This window comes from uncultured Thiohalocapsa sp. (genome assembly GCF_913063425.1).
Classification (GTDB): domain Bacteria; phylum Pseudomonadota; class Gammaproteobacteria; order Chromatiales; family Chromatiaceae; genus Thiohalocapsa.
The window spans coordinates 1-15,942 of sequence record NZ_CAJXYK010000014.1; the positions used below are offsets into that span (position 1 = coordinate 1).

The 15,942-nt window shown below is 71.3% G+C and carries 12 protein-coding genes; 4 read left to right on the plus strand and 8 right to left on the minus strand.

Going from position 1 to position 15,942, the window contains the following annotated elements; translation table 11 throughout:
• Positions 1-279: 279 nt before the first annotated feature.
• The 6 genes from QZ607_RS09775 to QZ607_RS09800 all read right to left on the minus strand — a co-directional run bounded on the left by QZ607_RS09775 (position 280) and on the right by QZ607_RS09800 (position 6,842).
• Positions 280-1,077 carry a SapC family protein gene (locus QZ607_RS09775; RefSeq protein WP_295882274.1) on the minus strand — a complete coding sequence of 266 codons (798 nt, stop codon included), beginning with the start codon at positions 1,075-1,077 and terminating at the stop codon, positions 280-282.
• A 486-nt stretch (positions 1,078-1,563) separates the two neighbouring features.
• Positions 1,564-2,061, minus strand: a complete 498-nt coding sequence (locus QZ607_RS09780; protein WP_295882276.1) for a hydrogenase maturation protease — start codon at positions 2,059-2,061, stop codon at positions 1,564-1,566.
• Entirely contained in the window at positions 2,058-3,584 is a 1,527-nt protein-coding gene (locus tag QZ607_RS09785) for a Ni/Fe hydrogenase subunit alpha (protein ID WP_295882278.1), read from the minus strand. Before QZ607_RS09785 ends, QZ607_RS09780 begins: the two co-directional genes overlap by 4 nt.
• 45 nt (positions 3,585-3,629) lie before the next feature.
• Positions 3,630-4,193 carry an NADP oxidoreductase gene (locus tag QZ607_RS09790; RefSeq protein ID WP_295882279.1) on the minus strand — a complete coding sequence of 188 codons (564 nt, stop codon included), beginning with the start codon at positions 4,191-4,193 and terminating at the stop codon, positions 3,630-3,632.
• Positions 4,190-4,957 carry a 2Fe-2S iron-sulfur cluster-binding protein gene (locus QZ607_RS09795; protein WP_295882281.1) on the minus strand — a complete coding sequence of 256 codons (768 nt, stop codon included), beginning with the start codon at positions 4,955-4,957 and terminating at the stop codon, positions 4,190-4,192. The genes QZ607_RS09790 and QZ607_RS09795 overlap by 4 nt, the downstream gene beginning before the upstream one ends.
• Before the next feature lie 22 nt (positions 4,958-4,979).
• Positions 4,980-6,842 carry an NADH-ubiquinone oxidoreductase-F iron-sulfur binding region domain-containing protein gene (locus QZ607_RS09800; protein WP_295882283.1) on the minus strand — a complete coding sequence of 621 codons (1,863 nt, stop codon included), beginning with the start codon at positions 6,840-6,842 and terminating at the stop codon, positions 4,980-4,982.
• Positions 6,843-7,054: 212 nt separating this feature from the next.
• On the opposite strand from QZ607_RS09800, the gene QZ607_RS09805 reads away from it, so the two are divergent.
• Together QZ607_RS09805 and QZ607_RS09810 are read left to right on the plus strand one after the other, a co-directional pair.
• Entirely contained in the window at positions 7,055-8,482 is a 1,428-nt protein-coding gene (locus QZ607_RS09805) for a DegQ family serine endoprotease (protein WP_295882284.1), read from the plus strand.
• A 22-nt stretch (positions 8,483-8,504) separates the two neighbouring features.
• Positions 8,505-9,539 (plus strand): DUF72 domain-containing protein, encoded by a 1,035-nt coding sequence (locus QZ607_RS09810; protein ID WP_295882286.1) that lies wholly within the window; start codon positions 8,505-8,507, stop codon positions 9,537-9,539.
• Positions 9,540-9,929: 390 nt separating this feature from the next.
• On the opposite strand, the gene cbiB is transcribed toward QZ607_RS09810, so the two are convergent.
• Complete coding sequence (gene cbiB / locus QZ607_RS09815; protein ID WP_295882289.1) at positions 9,930-10,880, minus strand: adenosylcobinamide-phosphate synthase CbiB; 951 nt, start codon at positions 10,878-10,880, stop codon at positions 9,930-9,932.
• Positions 10,881-11,284: 404 nt separating this feature from the next.
• Between cbiB and QZ607_RS09820 the strand changes: the two genes are divergently transcribed.
• On the plus strand, positions 11,285-14,464 hold the full coding sequence (locus tag QZ607_RS09820) for a glycoside hydrolase family 9 protein (RefSeq protein ID WP_295882291.1): 3,180 nt from the start codon (positions 11,285-11,287) through the stop codon (positions 14,462-14,464).
• Between the two features lie 135 nt (positions 14,465-14,599).
• Here the strand turns inward: QZ607_RS09820 and QZ607_RS09825 are convergent, their stop codons facing one another.
• Positions 14,600-15,010, minus strand: coding sequence for a DsrE family protein (locus QZ607_RS09825; protein ID WP_295882293.1), 411 nt, complete (start codon positions 15,008-15,010; stop codon positions 14,600-14,602).
• Positions 15,011-15,290: 280 nt separating this feature from the next.
• Between QZ607_RS09825 and QZ607_RS09830 the strand changes: the two genes are divergently transcribed.
• Positions 15,291-15,878 carry a hypothetical protein gene (locus QZ607_RS09830; RefSeq protein ID WP_295882294.1) on the plus strand — a complete coding sequence of 196 codons (588 nt, stop codon included), beginning with the start codon at positions 15,291-15,293 and terminating at the stop codon, positions 15,876-15,878.
• Positions 15,879-15,942: the final 64 nt, after the last annotated feature.

The window sequence follows — 15,942 nt, forward strand, 5'->3', positions numbered from 1 at the left end:
CAAGGCCTGCTTCATCGGCGAGCTTGAAGGCCAGGCCGAACCGGATACAGGATCAGGTCGCCGTTCGACCCCCGGCTGATCTCAACACAGTCGGCATCCATTCAGCAGCAGTCCCATGCGAGAGGTGAGGACATCGGCATCGAGGACATCCCGGGCCTCCGGCTCTTTGAGCGAAGCCAGCTCCGCCGGGTTGACGACGCAATCGGCCGTCTCGCCGACAACCGCGGCGCGCGACGCCGCCCGGGCGCCCGCAACCGCGGGCGGCCCGGCTGCGGGGGCTCAGTGCAGACCCGGTGCGGCGTCTTCCTGGTCGTCGGGTGCGGCGGTGTCGCCTTCTGCCTTGGCGGCGGCGGCCGGGGTGGCGCCTGCGCGCTTGAGCAGGGCGTTGAAGTTGCCAAGGGAATGCAGGTGCAGGTAGATGAGCTCCAGCTCGTCGCGCTTGGCCATCTGCGCCAGGGTTGCGTCGTCCAAGTCCTTGAGCTTGGCGCGGTTGACGGCCATGAAGCCCGTCAGGCTGCGGCGCTCGCCGTCCGGCTGCGTGAAGGTGGCCTGCATGGGCTCCAGCAGCCCCAGCTCATTGAGGTGGGCGCAGAAGGCCCGGGTGCGGTTGAACTGTGCCTGGTATTCCTGCACGAAGTTGAGCACCGTGCTCAGGTACTGGGTGCGGTTGCCGTCGGCATCGAACAGCCGCTCGCCGCGCCCCTCGGTGTTGCAGCCGCTGAAGCTGTCGTCGATGCAGAGGGTAAAAGTCTTGCCGTCGTCGCTGCTCGCGAAGACAAAGGGATAGCGGCGGATGAAGGCCGGCACATAGTCGCCGGTCCAGGCGCCGTCGTCGCCGATGAAGAGGTTCTCGTCGGCGGTGGTGCCGAGCACGGCCACGGGCACGATGTTCTCGCCCTCGCCGGCGAACACCAAGACATGCTCGCGGGTGGCGGGCCGGAATTCCACCGCGGTGAGGGGCACCGAGTTGACCTTGGCGGCGAAGGAGAAGTCCCCGCCCTGCTTGACCGACAGGTCGGCGTGCTGATTGCTGTTGACGGGGACGGCGTGGCTGTAGAAGAGCAGTTGGGCGGACATGGACAGTGGTCTCCTGTGCAATGGTCGGTTCGTTCAGTGTGCAGGTGCCGGGCGGCAGGCGGCGGTACGCAGGGCAGGCCCCCGACGCCGCAGCAGCCCCAACGCCGGGACGCCCGCCAGCAGGAGCAGGCCGGTGGCCGCGGCGGGTGCCGGCGAATCGGTGTGTCCTCGCTGCCGCCGTGGGCTTGCCCGACGGACCCCTGATTCACGCATCGGCTGAAAGCCGAAGCCTACCAGGCGGCGAGGCCCTGCGCAGTCGCCGTGCCGTCGTCGGCCGTGCAACCCCCTGCTTTGGTGGCGGCGCTCGCGACGCTGCCACTCGGCGCCTCCAACAAAAGGTCCGGGCCGGCGTCGGCTCATTGCAGTGGACGGCGGCGGCGCGCCGGCTTACGGCGCCGTGACCGCCGAGCAAGATGTCGCCAGCACCAGTGCCGATGCCGATGCCGATGCCGATGCAGGCCAGGTCCTCTGCAGCTCCAACAATCGTCAGCGGCGGTGGAGCAATGCGCTCAGCCAGTCCAGGGCAGCCGCCAAGTGACGGGTCGCGTGGGCGCTGAGCGGTGCACCGAGCTCGAAGCGCTCGCCCCGCACGGCGAGCACCGTCAGCGCCGGCGCGCTGCCGAAGAGGCGTTGGTGCATGCCGGCCAGCGCGGCGGGGCTCAGGCTGTGCGTGGTGATGGTGGGGGTCGGCTCGGGTACGACGCGGGTGTGGGTGAAAGGGGCGGTGCCGGCGGCCGCGGCGTCGACGATGATGGTCTCCCGGCGTCCGCGCAGGTCCAGGGCATGCTCCGGCTGGAGCTGATAGGCGTCCAGCAGCGCCACCTCGCCGGCGCAGGGGTCGCCCGCCAGTTGGTCGCGCAGGCGCTGAAGCAGCAGCGGGCCGATGGCGTCGTCGCCACGGGCCGGGTTGCCGACGCCGATGACAAGCCGCGGCGCCCGCGCGCCGGCCTGTCCGGGGTCGGGCTCCGGGTCCAGCAGGCTCACGGCCGGGCGTTGGCCATGGCGCCCCCGCTGCCCGGCGGAGCGCGGCGGATGCCGCCGTCCGCATCCCGGCGCAGCAGGTCGAGCACCGTGCCGTCGGCGCGGGTCAGCGTGAGCGCGAGCGGCATCTGCCCCAGCGCATGGGTGGCGCAGGACAGGCAGGGGTCGTAGGCGCGGATGGCCACCTCGACACGGTTCAGGAGCCCCTCCGTGAGCACGTGACCGTCCAGCTCGTCCTGCGCGACACGGCGGATGGCGGCGTTCATGGCCTGGTTGTTGCTCGTCGTGGAGACGATGAGATTGGCGCGGGTCACCAGGCCGTCCGCGTCGATCTCGTAGTGGTGGAACAGGGTGCCGCGGGGCGCCTCGATGACGCCGATGCCGGCGCGGGCGGGTGTGCCCTCGCGCAGCAGGTCATCGCCGGTGAGGTCCGGGTCCGCCAGCAGCCGGGCGATGGCCTCGGCGCAGTGCAGCAGCTCGATGAGCCGGGCCCAGTGGGTGGCGAGCACCGCCTGCACCGGTCTGCCCTGCCCCGCCGCGGCGAAGGTCCGCCGGGCGGCTTCGGCCCGCGGCGTGTCGATGAAGTCGCAGTTGTTGACGCGCGCCAGGGGCCCGACCCGGTACCAGCCGGCCGCAGGGCCCAGCGCCGCGATGAACGGGAACTTCATGTAGCTCCAGGGCTTCACCTGCTCCTGAAGCAGGTCGGCATAGTCCTGGTCCGATGCGTGGTCGAAGATGGGCTCGCCGTCCGGGTCGCGGGCGCGCAGGCCGCCGTCGTAGAGCTCCAGCGCGCCGTCGGGGCGCACCAGGCTCAAGCTGTTGGCCGGCACCGAGGCGAAGCGGCGGTAGGCGTCGCCGCCGGCCGCGAACAGCCCCTGCATCAGCGCCACCGCGTCCTCGGCCCAGTCGATGACCTGGGCGATGTCGGCGGCGAGCAGCTCGCGGTCGGCGTTGTCGAGCGCCTTGTTGACCCCGCCCGGGATGGCGCCGCTGCCGTGGATGCGCTTGCCGGCGCAGACGCGGATGACCTCCTGGCCATAGCGGCGCAGCAGCACGCCGCGGCGGGCGAGCTCCGGCTCGTCCTGGATGACGCCGACGATGTTGCGATGCGCCGGGTGGTCGTCGGGGCCGAACAGCAGGTCCGGGGAAGACAAATGAAAGAAATGCAGCGCGTGGGACTGCAGCACCTGGCCGAAGTGCATCAGCCTGCGCACCTTCTCCGCCGTCGGGCTCAGCGCCGGTGCGCCCACCAGCCGGTCACAGGCCTTGGCCGCCGCCAGGTGATGGCTCACGGGACAGATGCCGCACAGGCGCTGCACCGTCACCGGCAGCTCCCAGAAGGGCCGGCCCTGGATGAAGCGCTCGAAGCCGCGGAATTCGACGATGTGCAGCCGCGCCTGCTGGACCTGATCGTGCTCGTCCAGCAGCAGCGTCACCTTGCCGTGGCCCTCCACCCGGGTCAGGGGCTCGATGCAGACGCGGCGCAGGTGCTCGGGATGGGTGGCGGTCTCAAGTGGGGTCGACATCGGGTCGCCCTCCGTTGTGATGGTCCGTTCCGCGTCGCCGACGCGTCAGTCATAGTGCAGCTGCGCCAACGGCAGATGCAGCGCCCGTCCCTCCAGCACCGCCGTCAGCAGGCTCCAGATGGCCTCCGCGCTCGGCGGACAGCCGGGCAGGAAATAATCCACCTGCACCACCTCGTGGATCGGGTGCACCTGCGAGAGCAGCAGCGGCAGCTCCGGGTCGTCGGGAATGCCGGCGTTGGCCAGGCCCATGCCATGGACGAAGGCCTCGTCCAGACACTCGGCGAGCGGCACGCTGTTGCGCATGGCCGGGATGCCGCCGGTGACGGCGCAGGCGCCCAGGGCCACCAGGACCTTGCATTGCCGCCGGAATTCGCGCAGCACCTGCACGTTCTCGGCATTGGCGACGCCGCCCTCGATGAGCCCGAGGTCGCAGGGGCCGAGGGTCTTGATGTCGGTGAGCGGCGTGCGGTCGAATTCGACCAGCTCCACCAGATCCAGAATCCGCTCGTCGATGTCGAGCAGGGACATGTGGCAGCCGAAGCAGCCGGCGAGCGACGCCGTGGCGACGCGCACCTTGCCGCCGGCTGCGGGCTCGTTGCGGGCGTTCATGCCGTCACCTCCTCCAGCGCGTCCACCGCCGGCCACTGCGCATCCGGGTCGGGCGTGACATCCCCCACCCGGCTCACCGGCGCCACATCGAAGCGCCGCCGCCCGATGGGCGCCCGGAAGGCGGCGTCCCGCGGCAGGATGGCGCCCACTGGGCAGACCCGGGCCGCGGCGTCGTCGGCACTGAAATCCGTGTCGCCGAGCTGCCCGCTCGGGGCATCGACAATGAGCTTGCTGGCAATGCCGCGGCCGCTGACGGCGAAGACACGCTTACCGTCGTGGTCCCGGCTGGCGCGCACGCAGAGCTCGCAAAGGATGCAGCGGTTGTGATCGAGGATGACATCCGGGTGGGACGCATCCACCGCCCGGCGCGGGAAGCGCTGCGGGAAGCGCGGCGTGAGCATGCCGCAGTGGTAGGCGACGGCCTGCAGGGTGCAGTTGCCGGAGGCCTCGCAGGCCGGGCAGACGTGGTTGCCCTCGGCGAAGAGCATCTGCAGCACGGCCACGCGCAGGGCGCGGATGTCCGGCACCTCGCTCTCGACGCTCATGTCCGCCGCCGCCGGCGCCGTGCAGGCGGAGAGCTCACGGCCGTCGGCGCGCACCACGCAGACCCGGCAGCTGCCATGGGGTGCATAGCCGGGCTTGTGGCACAGATGCGGGATGTAGACCCCCGCCGCCAGCGCCGCGTCCATGATGGTCTGCCCGGGCTCGAAGGGGATGCGCCGGCCGTCCAGCGTGAAGGTGGATTGCGCTTGCTCGTTGCTCATGGCCAATGCTCCGGTGCGGCCGTCATGCGTCCGCCGGCAGGTGGGACCCGGCGTCGTCGCGGTGGGTCAGCGCACGCGCCTCGGCGAGCGCCGCATCCAGGTCGAAGGACGGCGTGTAATCCGTCCGCCGCAGGCGCTCCCGGTAGATGTGCGGAAACTTCTCCAGGGTGTTCAGGACATGGTTCGCCGCCGTGTGGCCGAGCCCGCAATGGCTCGCCCGGCGCAACACCTGCGCGATGTCGTGCAGCTCGTCGAGGTCGTGGCTGCCCGCGGCGCCCGCGGCCACCTTCTCCACCAGGTCCTGCACCAGGCGTCCGCCGACACGGCAGGGGGTGCAGAAGCCACAGCTCTCGTGGGCGAAGAAGGCGGCGAAGTTACGCACCATCTCCAGCAGGTCCCGGCTGCGGTCAAAGACCATGAAGGAGCCCGCCGTGGGCAGGTCCTCGAAGGCCAGCACGCGGTGAAACTCATCGGGGGTGAGGGTGACGCCGGCGGCGCCCGAGACCTGCACGCATTGGGTGTCGCGGGCGCCGCAGTCCGCCAGCACCTCCGCCACCGGCGTGCCGAAGGGCACCTCGTAGATGCCGGGGCGCGCGCAGTCGCCGCTGACGCTCAGGATCTTGCTGCCGGCGGAGCGGTCGGTGCCCTCGCTGCGGAACCAGTAGCCGCCGTGCTCGGCGATGCGGGCGGCGGCGAGGAAGGTCTCGACGTTGTTCACCACCGTGGGCCGGTCCAGATACCCTTCCGTCACCGGGAAGGGTGGGCGCTTGCGGGTGATGCCGCGCTTGCCCTCGAGGGATTCGATGAGCGCGGACTCCTCGCCGCAGATGTAAGCGCCGGCGCCGAGGTGAACGCGGATGTCGAAGTCGAAGCCGCCGCCCGGACCCGCACCGGCGCCGATGCCGGTGCCGAGCAGCCCGCGGGCGCGCCGGCGGGCGAGCACGGCCTCCAGGTGGTCCAGCAGGCAGCGGTACTCGCCGCGCAGGTACAGGAAGCCGGTGCTCGCGCCGACCACACCGGCGGCGATGGTCATGCCCTCGAAGACCAGGTCCGCATAGGCCGTGAGCAGCACCCGGTCCTTGAAGGTGCCGGGCTCGCCCTCGTCGGCGTTGCAGACGATGACCTTGTCGGGGTGCCCGGGCTCACTTGGGGCCTCGCGGCAGAAGCGCCATTTCAGCGCCGTGGTGAAGCCCGCTCCGCCACGCCCGCGCAGCCCGGCCCGCTCGACTTCGGCCAGCACCGCCGGGCCGCCCTGGGCGAAGAGCCGGGCGAGGCCCGCCTCCCGCGCCTCCAGATCCGCGAGCAGCAGCCCCGGGCGCTGCACATTGTTGGACACGGCAAAGAACCCCTGCGGCCAATGGGCGAGGGGCGTGCCCGCTTCCACCAGCGCCGCGATGTCCCGGATGCGCCCGGCGTCCAGCCGGGTCAGCGCCAGGCCGTTCACCAGCGCCGCCGGGCCCTGGTCGCACATGCCGGTGCAGGAGGTGAAGTCCACCGTCACCCGGCCGTCCGCCCGCGGCTCGCCGGGGCGCACGCCGAGCGCCGCGCACAGCTGCGTCATCAGCGCCGCGTTGCCGAGCATGCGGTCGGTGATGTTGTCGCTGACGCGGATGTCGAAGCGCCCGCGCGGCGTCAGGTGCAGGAAGGCATAGAAGTCGATGGCGGCGAGGATCTGGGCGCGGGTGACGCCGAGCGCGGCCACCAGCCGGTCGATGGCGGGCTCGGGCACATGCGAGAAGACCTGTTGCTGGGCAATCAGATGCTGAAGCACCGTATCCGGGCCCTGCCCCAGGGCCGCCAGCGAGCCGCGCAGCACCCGCTCGATGCGCTCAGACTCCGCGGCGCCGCCGCCATGGGCCATCGCTGGATCATAACCTGGGCTCATGCGACCTCCCGCCTGCTCGAAGGCGCCGCAAAGCCTCACCGGATGGTCATGCGGCGCAAAACCCTTGGTTGAGTATAGTCATGGTTTCCCGCAGTGGTTGCAGTAGAAACCTTGAGCTTCACGCCCGGCGGGCCTGGGTCGTGGCTGCCGTGCGCGCCCAAGCCGGGCGAGCCCCTGCCGAGCAACACGCAACGACGCTGAACCGAACGATGATGAGCCGACGCACCACTTCCCAGCCCATCGAGTCACAGCAGGCCACGTCCCCGCACAGCCGGCGGCGGCGCCGGCCCGGCCTGGGCGCAGCCGTGCTCAGCCTGTGCGCGCTGCTCCTCACACCCGCTGCCCAGGCCGCCCTGCCCACCGCCGTGGACGGGCAGAAGCTGCCGAGCCTGGCGCCCATGCTGGAGCAGGTGATGCCGGGCGTCGTGAACGTCGCCACCGTCACCCGCAGCGCCATTGCCGATCACCCGCTGCTTCAGGACCCCTTCTTCCGCCGCTTCTTCGACATCCCCGGACGGCAGCGCGAGCGCGAGAGCCAGAGCCTCGGCTCCGGCGTGGTCATCGACGGCGCGCGCGGCATCATCGCCACCAACCACCACGTGGTGCAGGGTGCCGACGCCATCCGCGTGACCCTGCACGACGGCCGCCGGGTGGATGCGCGGCTCATCGGCTCCGACCCGGAGACGGATATCGCCGTGCTCCAGGCCAAGTCGGACGCACTCACCGCGGTGCCGCTGGCGGACTCGGATGCGCTCAGGGTGGGGGACTTCGTGGTGGCCATCGGCAGCCCCTTCGGCCTCGCCCAGACCGTGACCTCGGGCATCGTCAGCGCACTCGGTCGCACCGGGCTCGGCATCGAGGGCTACGAGAGCTTCATCCAGACCGACGCCTCCATCAATCCCGGCAATTCCGGCGGGCCGCTGGTGAATCTGAACGGCGAGCTGGTAGGCATCAACACGGCCATCCTGGCCCCGGGCGGCGGCAATGTCGGCATCGGCTTCGCCATCCCCACCAACATGGCACGCGCCGTCATCGAGCAGATCCTGGCGCACGGCACCGTGCGCCGCGGGCTCTTCGGCGCCGCCGCCCAGGACCTGACGCCGGAGCTGGCGGAAGCCCTGGGCACCGACGCCACCCGCGGCGCCGTGATCTCGAGCCTGGAGCCCGACTCCGCCGCCGAGCGCGCCGGGCTCAAGCCCGGTGACCTGGTGCTGGCGCTGGACGGCAAGCCCGTCAGCAGCGCCGCCGACCTGCGCACCCGCATCGGCCTGCTGCGGGCGGGCAGTCCGCTCAGCCTGAGCGTGCTGCGCAAGGGCCGGCGCCTTGAGCTCAGGGGCGAGGTGGAGGACCCCTTCGCGGACTTCGTCCAGGGCGAGCAGCTGCACCCGCGGCTGGAGGGCGCCCTGCTCGGCGAGCGCATCCGCGTCTCGCCGCACGGCCGCCGGCGGGTGGTGCAGGTGGGGCCGCTGCGCCCGGGCAGCGCCGCATGGCTCTCGGGCCTGCGCGAAGGCGACATCCTGCTCGGTGCCAACGGCTACGAAATCGGCTCCCTCGACACCCTGCGCCGCGCGCTTCAACCCGGCCTCGACAGCCTGCGGGTGGTGCGCGACGGCCAGCTGCTGCTGCTGGCACGGCGCTGAGGCCGCCCTCACCTGGCCTGCCATGAGCCAGCTGAGCCTGTTCGACGACCTGCCCGATGCGCAGCCCGCGACGGCGGCCGGCGAGCCCCGCGCGGACAACGGGGCTGCGCCCGGCGACAGCGGGCAGGACAAGGCGCAGACAGTCGCCGCCGCCGACCCGCCGGCAGCGCTCACCACCCTCGCCCGCCGCCTGCCGGCGGGGCTGCGGCTCGGCACCTCCAGCTGGTCCTTCCCGGGCTGGCGCGGGCTCGTCTACGCCGGCCCCGAGCCCAAGGCCGTGCTCTCCCGCGACGGGCTCACGGCCTATGCCCGCCATCCGCTCTTCGGCACCGTCGGCGTGGACAGCGGCTTCTACGCCCCGCTGGACGCCCGCCGCCTCGCCCGTTGGGCGGCCCAGGTGCCGGCGGACTTTCGCTTTCTGGTCAAGGCCCCCGCCGCCGTCACCCAGCGCAGCCGGCGCGAGCGCGACGGCGGCTTCCGGCACAATCCGGGGTTTCTCTGCGTCGACACCGCGCTGCGCCAAGCGGTGGAGCCGTACATGCAGGGCCTGGGCGGGCGCGCCGGCGTGCTGCTGTTCCAGTTCCCACCCCAGGGCCGGCGCATCGACCCGCGCCGCTTCGCCGAGGACCTGTACCGCTTCCTGAAGCGGCTGCCGACGGGGCCGAGCTATGCCGTCGAGCTGCGCGATGCCCACTTGCTGACGCCGGACTTCGCCGCCGCGCTGCACCACGGCGGCGCCGTGCCCTCGTTTGCCGCGCACCCGCGCGTGCCGCCGCTGCCGGAACAGATGAAGCTCTTTCCGGACGACGCCGACGGCCCACTGGTGATCCGCTGGCTGCTGCGCCGCAACCGCGGCTACGACGAGGCCCGGGAGCGCTACGCCCCCTTCGACCAGCTCGCCGAGCCGGACCCGGACACCCGCACCGCCATCCTGTCCCTCGCCGCCGCCGCGCTCGCCCGCGGCCGGGAGGTCTTCATCATCGTCAACAACAAGGCCGAGGGCTCCTCACCACTGAGCCTGGTGGAGCTGGCGCGGGGATTGGCCGGCGCTGCCTAGACCCCGGGCAGGAGATTCACGGACACTTGCGGGGACGGACACTTGCGGGGACGGACACTTTCGGGGACAGACACTTTCGGGGACAGAACGCTCGATTCTGCCGTGATGAGACAGGCTCACGCGAGGATTCCCTTGGACAGGAAGATTCGCGGTGCGATAACGCGCAAGCTCAGTACACCGTCCCCGCATTTTCCGCCCAAAATCATGGTGACGGTATACTTAATGCAATGCATGATGCCCGGGGAGCAGCGCCCATCAATCCCGACGCGAGCGCAGACAATCCAGGCCCTTCATTCGCTTTGTCCGCGCCTGCGCGCCCATCCAAAAAGACGATGACGGTCTATCCAATACGGTGGGGGTATATCTAATGCGATGCACGCCCCGGCGGCATCACCCCCGCACCACCAGGAACATCCCAAGCGCCACCACCACCGCCAGCGCCGCAGCCACCGCCACCAGCCGCAGCGCCCGGCGCAGATCATCTGCCGCAAGGTCCTCGGGCCAGGCGGCGTCGCCCATCCAGGGCTTGTCCTGCCATGCGCCGTGGTAGCTGACGGGGCCGGCGAGGCGCACGTGCAGCGCCCCGGCGGCGGCGGCCTCGCTCCAGCCGGAATTCGGGCTCGCCAGCGCCCCGTGCCAGCACCGCGCCGCCGGCAAGACCGCCCGCCAGTGCTGACCCGTCAGGGCGGCGGCGACGGCGAGCAGCGGCACCGACAAGCGCGCAGGCAGCCAGTGCAGCAGGTCGTCCGCCCGGGCGGCGGCCCAGCCGAAGCGGCGGTAGCGCTCGGTGCGGTAGCCCACCATGGAGTCGAGGCTGGAGATGGCCTTGGCCATGATGAGCCCAGGTATGCCGAGCAGGGCCAGCGCCCAGAGCGGCGTGAGCACGCCGTCGGTGAGGTTCTCCGCAAGACTCTCGATGGTGGCCCGCACCACCGCACCCCGGTCGAGCCCCTCCGTATCCCGGCTCACCAGCCAGCGCAGCCGCTCACGCGCCGCGGGCAGGTCATCCAGCACCGCCAGCACGCGGCGCCCGTGCTCCAGCAGGTCCCGGGTGCAGAGCAGGCTGTAGGCGATGTAGACATCCCACAGCCAGCCGAGCAACGGGTGCAGCGCATCCAGCCCCAGGTGCACCAGCCACCAGGCACCGAGCGCACCCAGGGTCACCGCCAGCCCGTGCAGCACCCCGGCGAGGCGTCCGGCCCAGCCCCGGGCGAACAGCCCGTGCTCCAGCGCGATGCTGCCATGCCCCAGCACGCGGATGGGATGGAGCCGATAGTTCGGGTCCCCGAGCAGCGCATCCAGCAGCACCGCGGCGAGCAGCAGGGCGAGTTGGGGGTCCATGGGCAGGGCGGGCAGCGTGGTCGGCGCAACGGCGAGTCGGAGCGGGGCGCCCCGGCATCTTAGACCAGCCCGTTTGCGGATGGGGCTGTCGGAAGGCTGCTGTTCGCGCGCATTCCCCATCAGGGCCATGACGCATAGGCCGGCTCTGGGCACTGGGCACTGGGCACTGGGCAGCGGCCGCCCAACAGCGACGGGCACAGCCCGCAACCTTTCAGCACACCGGGTGGGGGCGCATAGAACTGCGACCTGGTGCACGAATCGCCATGCGCGCCGCTGCGGCAACCGCGGTTCTGCGGCGGGCATCACGGCCGGGATCATTGACGGCACTAATGTCTGGGGCAGCACAACTCACAAAATCAAGCCCCTGCGGAAGCCACGGGGCGCAGACAGAGACGGAGTTCAGCATGTCTCGCGACGCAGACCCCCAGGCCGGCCACCGCCCGCCGCTTAATGCATCCGCCCCGGCCGCCGCCGGGCCGCGCACATCGGCTCCGCGCCGCCCCGCTCCGGCACAGCACGCCTACGCCGCCTTGCTTTGCTGCGCGCTGCTGTTCTCGGGCCAGGCGACGGCGCTCGACCTGTACGACGACGACGCGGCGGCGTCCTTCAGCCAGATGGAGCGCGTCGCCGAGGTCGCCGAGGCGGCCCACACCGGCGGCTTCGGTCTGCGCGTGACGCCCACGCATTGGCACAACCAGTTCCTGCGCCTCGCCGCCGGACGCATGGATTTTCGCGGCTACAGCGCCATCCGCTTTCGCATTCGCGCCGAAGGCGGCAGCGTCGACCCGGAGATCGCCCTCGCCGACCAGACCTGGGGCAGCGCCGTGCGCGTCGCCGAGCACGTGGACGGCGGCATCGTGGATACCACCTGGCGGGAGGCGGTGATCCCGATGGCCGGGCTCGCGGACGAGGACTTCGCGCTGGACAGCGTCTATCTCATCGCCTTCCTGCCCCAGGACGACCCGGCGCCTTTCCACGTGGACGACATCCGGCTGGTGGACAGGACCGCGCCGGCGCTGCTCGGCTGGTCCACGCCGTCCGCGCGGGTGCTGAGCCTGCGCTTCGAGCACCTCGACCACACCAGTGTGGACGCCGCCACCCTCGGCCTCAGCAGCCCCACGGACCCGGCCTTCGCGGCGCCGGTGCCGGTGCCGGCGGCGGGCGTGGACCGCGCTGCCGTGGCCGTGACCGAATCGGGCCGCGGCGCCGTCGTGGAATCCCGGCTGCACCTGCTCCTGCCGCAGCCGCTGCTGCCGGGGCATGACTACCAATTGGACCTGAGCACCCTCGCCGCGCCATCCGGGGTCGGTCTCGCCGAGCCGATGGTCAGCGTGCACTTCGATGACACCGCCGTCAGCAGCAGTCTCAAGGTCAACCAGATTGGCTATCTGCCGGCGGCGACCAAGCTCGGCGTCGTCGGCAACTGGCTGGGGGACCTCGGCCCCATGCCGGTGGATGCACCGGACTTCGAGGTGGTGGACGCGGACACGGGCACCGTCGTGCTCTCGGGCGGCCTCGTGCTGCGCGCCGCGGACGACGTGAAAAGCGGCGAGGATGTCTACACCGCGGACTTCAGCGCATTGACGACGCCCGGGCACTATCGCCTGCGGGTGCCGGGCCTCGGTGTGTCCCATGCCTTCCGCATCGGCGACGACGTCTATGCCGATGTCTGGCGCACCACCATGCGCGTCTTCTACCACAAGCGGAACACGGACCTGACGGCGCCCTATGCGGACCCGGGCTTCGAGCGCGCGGGCATCGACCCGCTGCTGGACGCCGTGCACCACCCCATCCTGGCGGCGTATCCGTTGAGCGCGGGCGAGGCCCCCTTTGATCGGCGCCCCGTCACCGGCGGCTGGTTCGACGCCGGCGACTATGGCCAGTACATCCACAACGCAGCACCCGTCTGGGGGCTCATCGGCCTCGCCATGGACCTCGCACCCGCCGGCCACTTCACCGACGGCGAGCTCGGCATCCCCGAGAGCGGCAACGGCATCCCGGACATCCTCGATGAGCTGCGCTGGGGCATGGACTGGGCCATGCAGATGCAGGACAGCGACGGCGGTGTCTACTGGCGGGTATCCAGCGCGAGCTGGGACATGGGCCTGCCGGCGGACGTGAGCGAGCCCAGGTTCCTGTACGAGAAGACCACCCGCGCCACGGCGCAGTTCGCGGCCATGGCGGCCATCTATGCCCGGCTCATCGCGCCCTATGACCAGGCCGACGCCAATGCCGCGCTCGCCGCCGCCGAGCGGGCCTGGGACTACGCCGACGCGGCGCCCGCCTACCCGCCCGAGGGCGAGCTGTACCAGAACCCGACCGACTACCCGGGCGGCGGCACCTATGCCGTGCGCAGCGCCAAGCCGGACCTGCTCTGGGCCGCCGCGGAGCTGTATCGCAGCACGGGCCTCCCGGACTATCAGGACGCCTATCGCGACCTGCTGGGCGAGGTATCGGTGGACCTGAGCGCCGCCCCCTACGGCACCTTTGCGCACTGGGCCATGACCCAGGCCGGGCATACCGCGCGCGACATCCTGCTGGTGGAGTCCGCCCGCCGCGCCGTGATGATCGCCGCCGACACCAAGCTCGCGCGCGCCGCGCAGGACGCCTACCGCTCGCCCAAGCACCCGGCCATCGAGCTCACCGGCTGGGGCAACTTCGCCATCTCCCCCATCGACGCCCTGGCGCTGCTCCAGGGGCATCACCTGAGCGGTGAGCCCGTCTACCTGGATGCGGCTCTGCAGGCCCTCGACATCATCCTCGGCGCCAACCCCCAGTCCCGGGTGTATCTCACCGGCATCGGCGCCGACCCGGTGCAGGACCCGCTGGATCGCATCTCGCTGAACGACGCCAATGCCGAGCCCCTGGCGGGCCTCGCCGTGGGCGGCCCCACCTGGCACCTGAACGCGAGCCGCGAGCCCTTCATCAGCGTCAACGCCGCCTACTGGCCGCCGGCGCAGCCGGAACTGAGCTCCGACGGCGAGCCCGACTACGCGGGCGCCTACCCGGTACAGCGCCGCTGGATCGACGACCATGAGCTGATCGCCATGAACGAGACCACGGTGCGGGAATGGGCGGCGGTGGCCGTGGCCTTCGGGCTGGTGCGCGACGCCACCGCCCTGCCCGAGCCCGCCGGCACTTACGCCTGGACCCCGGGCGCCGGCGGCTCCACCACCCTGTACCGCCTGGGCGACCTGCCGGTGGCCGACGTGCCCCTGGTCACCCCGGCGCAGATCGCCGCCTTCGGCGCGGCGGCGCTGGACGCCTCAGACGCCCACATCGCGGCCCTCACCCCGGACCAGATCGCCGCCCTGAGCGCCCCGGACAGCCGCTACTGGGTGGGGCGGCTCAGCCTGGCACAACAGCTCGCGCTGACGCCCACGCAGATCGCCGCGTTCAACCAATGGAGCTTGCTCACCGCCCTGCCGCCGCAGCAGGTGCCGATGATCTCGCCCGCCAAGCTCCCGCTCCTCGGCGTCGAGCTGCGCAACACCACCGACGCCTGGAAGGCCGCCCTCACCCCAGCGCAGCGCGCCGCCCTGACCGCCGAGCAGCAACAGATCATGGCCGACACCGGCTGGTGAGCACCGAGAATACGGTGACGGTATACGCAATTTATCGATCAAGCAGGGCGCCGGCTGCCCAGTCCGCGGCTTCACGCGCCGCGGAAGAAGCAGAATTCGATATACCGTCCCCTTTTTTGTCCCCTTTTTTTGGAGTCAGCCGATGGGAATGAGCGTGTAGCCCTGCTGCTGCCAGCCGATGAGGGAGACGAAGGTGTTGTTCACGGGCTCGATGCCGTCGAGCACGGTCGCCAGGTCGACGCCGTTGTTGCCGGCGGCGATGCCGCAGATCTCCATGCGCACATTGGGCTTTGCCATGAGCGGGCGCAGCCGCTCCGCCAGTGCCTCGAACTGCGGGTGGCCGGCGGCGATGAAGGTCACCGCCGGTCCGCGGAAGGCGAACACCATATGCGGGGTGGCGCCCGCCGAGAGCAGGTCGTCGTAGGTGCGGGCGATGACGCCCATCTGCCGGGTGAGCCGCTTGGCGTCGGTGGCGTTGATGTCCCAGATCACCCGCGCCTCGCGGGCGCCGGCCAGGGCATGGGTGTCGGTGAGGGTAGACGGCATCGTGGTTCTCCTGATGGCTGTCTCGGCCGCGGATGGCGGCTGCTGGCGCGATCGCGTGTTGTTAACCCTCCCGCGGTTCCGCGCGGTGATCATCGGCTCGCCCGTGGGCAATTGCGCACCGGCTGAGCATGCCAGCGGCAAGCCCGCCAAGTGCGACCCAGGTCGCATTTCCTGCCTTGCCCGCGTGCTTGCCCCAGCAAGCCTGACGAAAACACTCCACCAAAGCGCGCCGCGAAGATCGCCGGCGCAGCGTCAGTGCACGTCATCGCACGGTAACCCGGTGCCGCTGTTCGCGGCAGCCGGTCGCACCATCGCGGCGGCACAACCACATCAAGATTGGGAGAATCGCCATGCCCTCTGCTGCCCATGTCCGCTGCGGATCAGCCTCAACGCCCCAAGCCGCCCCGCCCAGGCCCGCCTTGCCGGCGCAGCGTGCGTTGGCTGCCGCCCTCGGCATCACCGCCCTGGCCACCGCTGTAGTCACCGCGCCGGAGGCCGCCGCCATGGCCGTCAAGGCCGACGTCGCCTGGACCCTCGACGGTATCACCGACGGCAACGTCGGGCTCGGCAGCTTCGCGCCCGGGGGGATACCTTCCTGCTGGAATACGACCTCTACACCTACAGCGAGTCCAATCTCGCCGGCACCGGCTGCACCGACGCCGGCGACGGCGGCGACCCCGGCAACCAGGGCGACGAGCCCGTCGAGCGCCCCACCGGCCCCGGCTGCGGCCAGGGCATCGCCCAAAGCGGCGACCCCTTCGACATCGGCAGCAGCGTCAGCAGCGACGTCCCCGCGCCCGGCACCGCCGCTGTCGTCCTACTGGGCCTCGCCGGGCTCGGCGTTGACCGCCGACGCCGGCGACACTGACCCAGCCGCAAGGAAGACAAGCCCAGATGATCCGGCATCGGGATGATGTGCGGGGCGGGCGGTC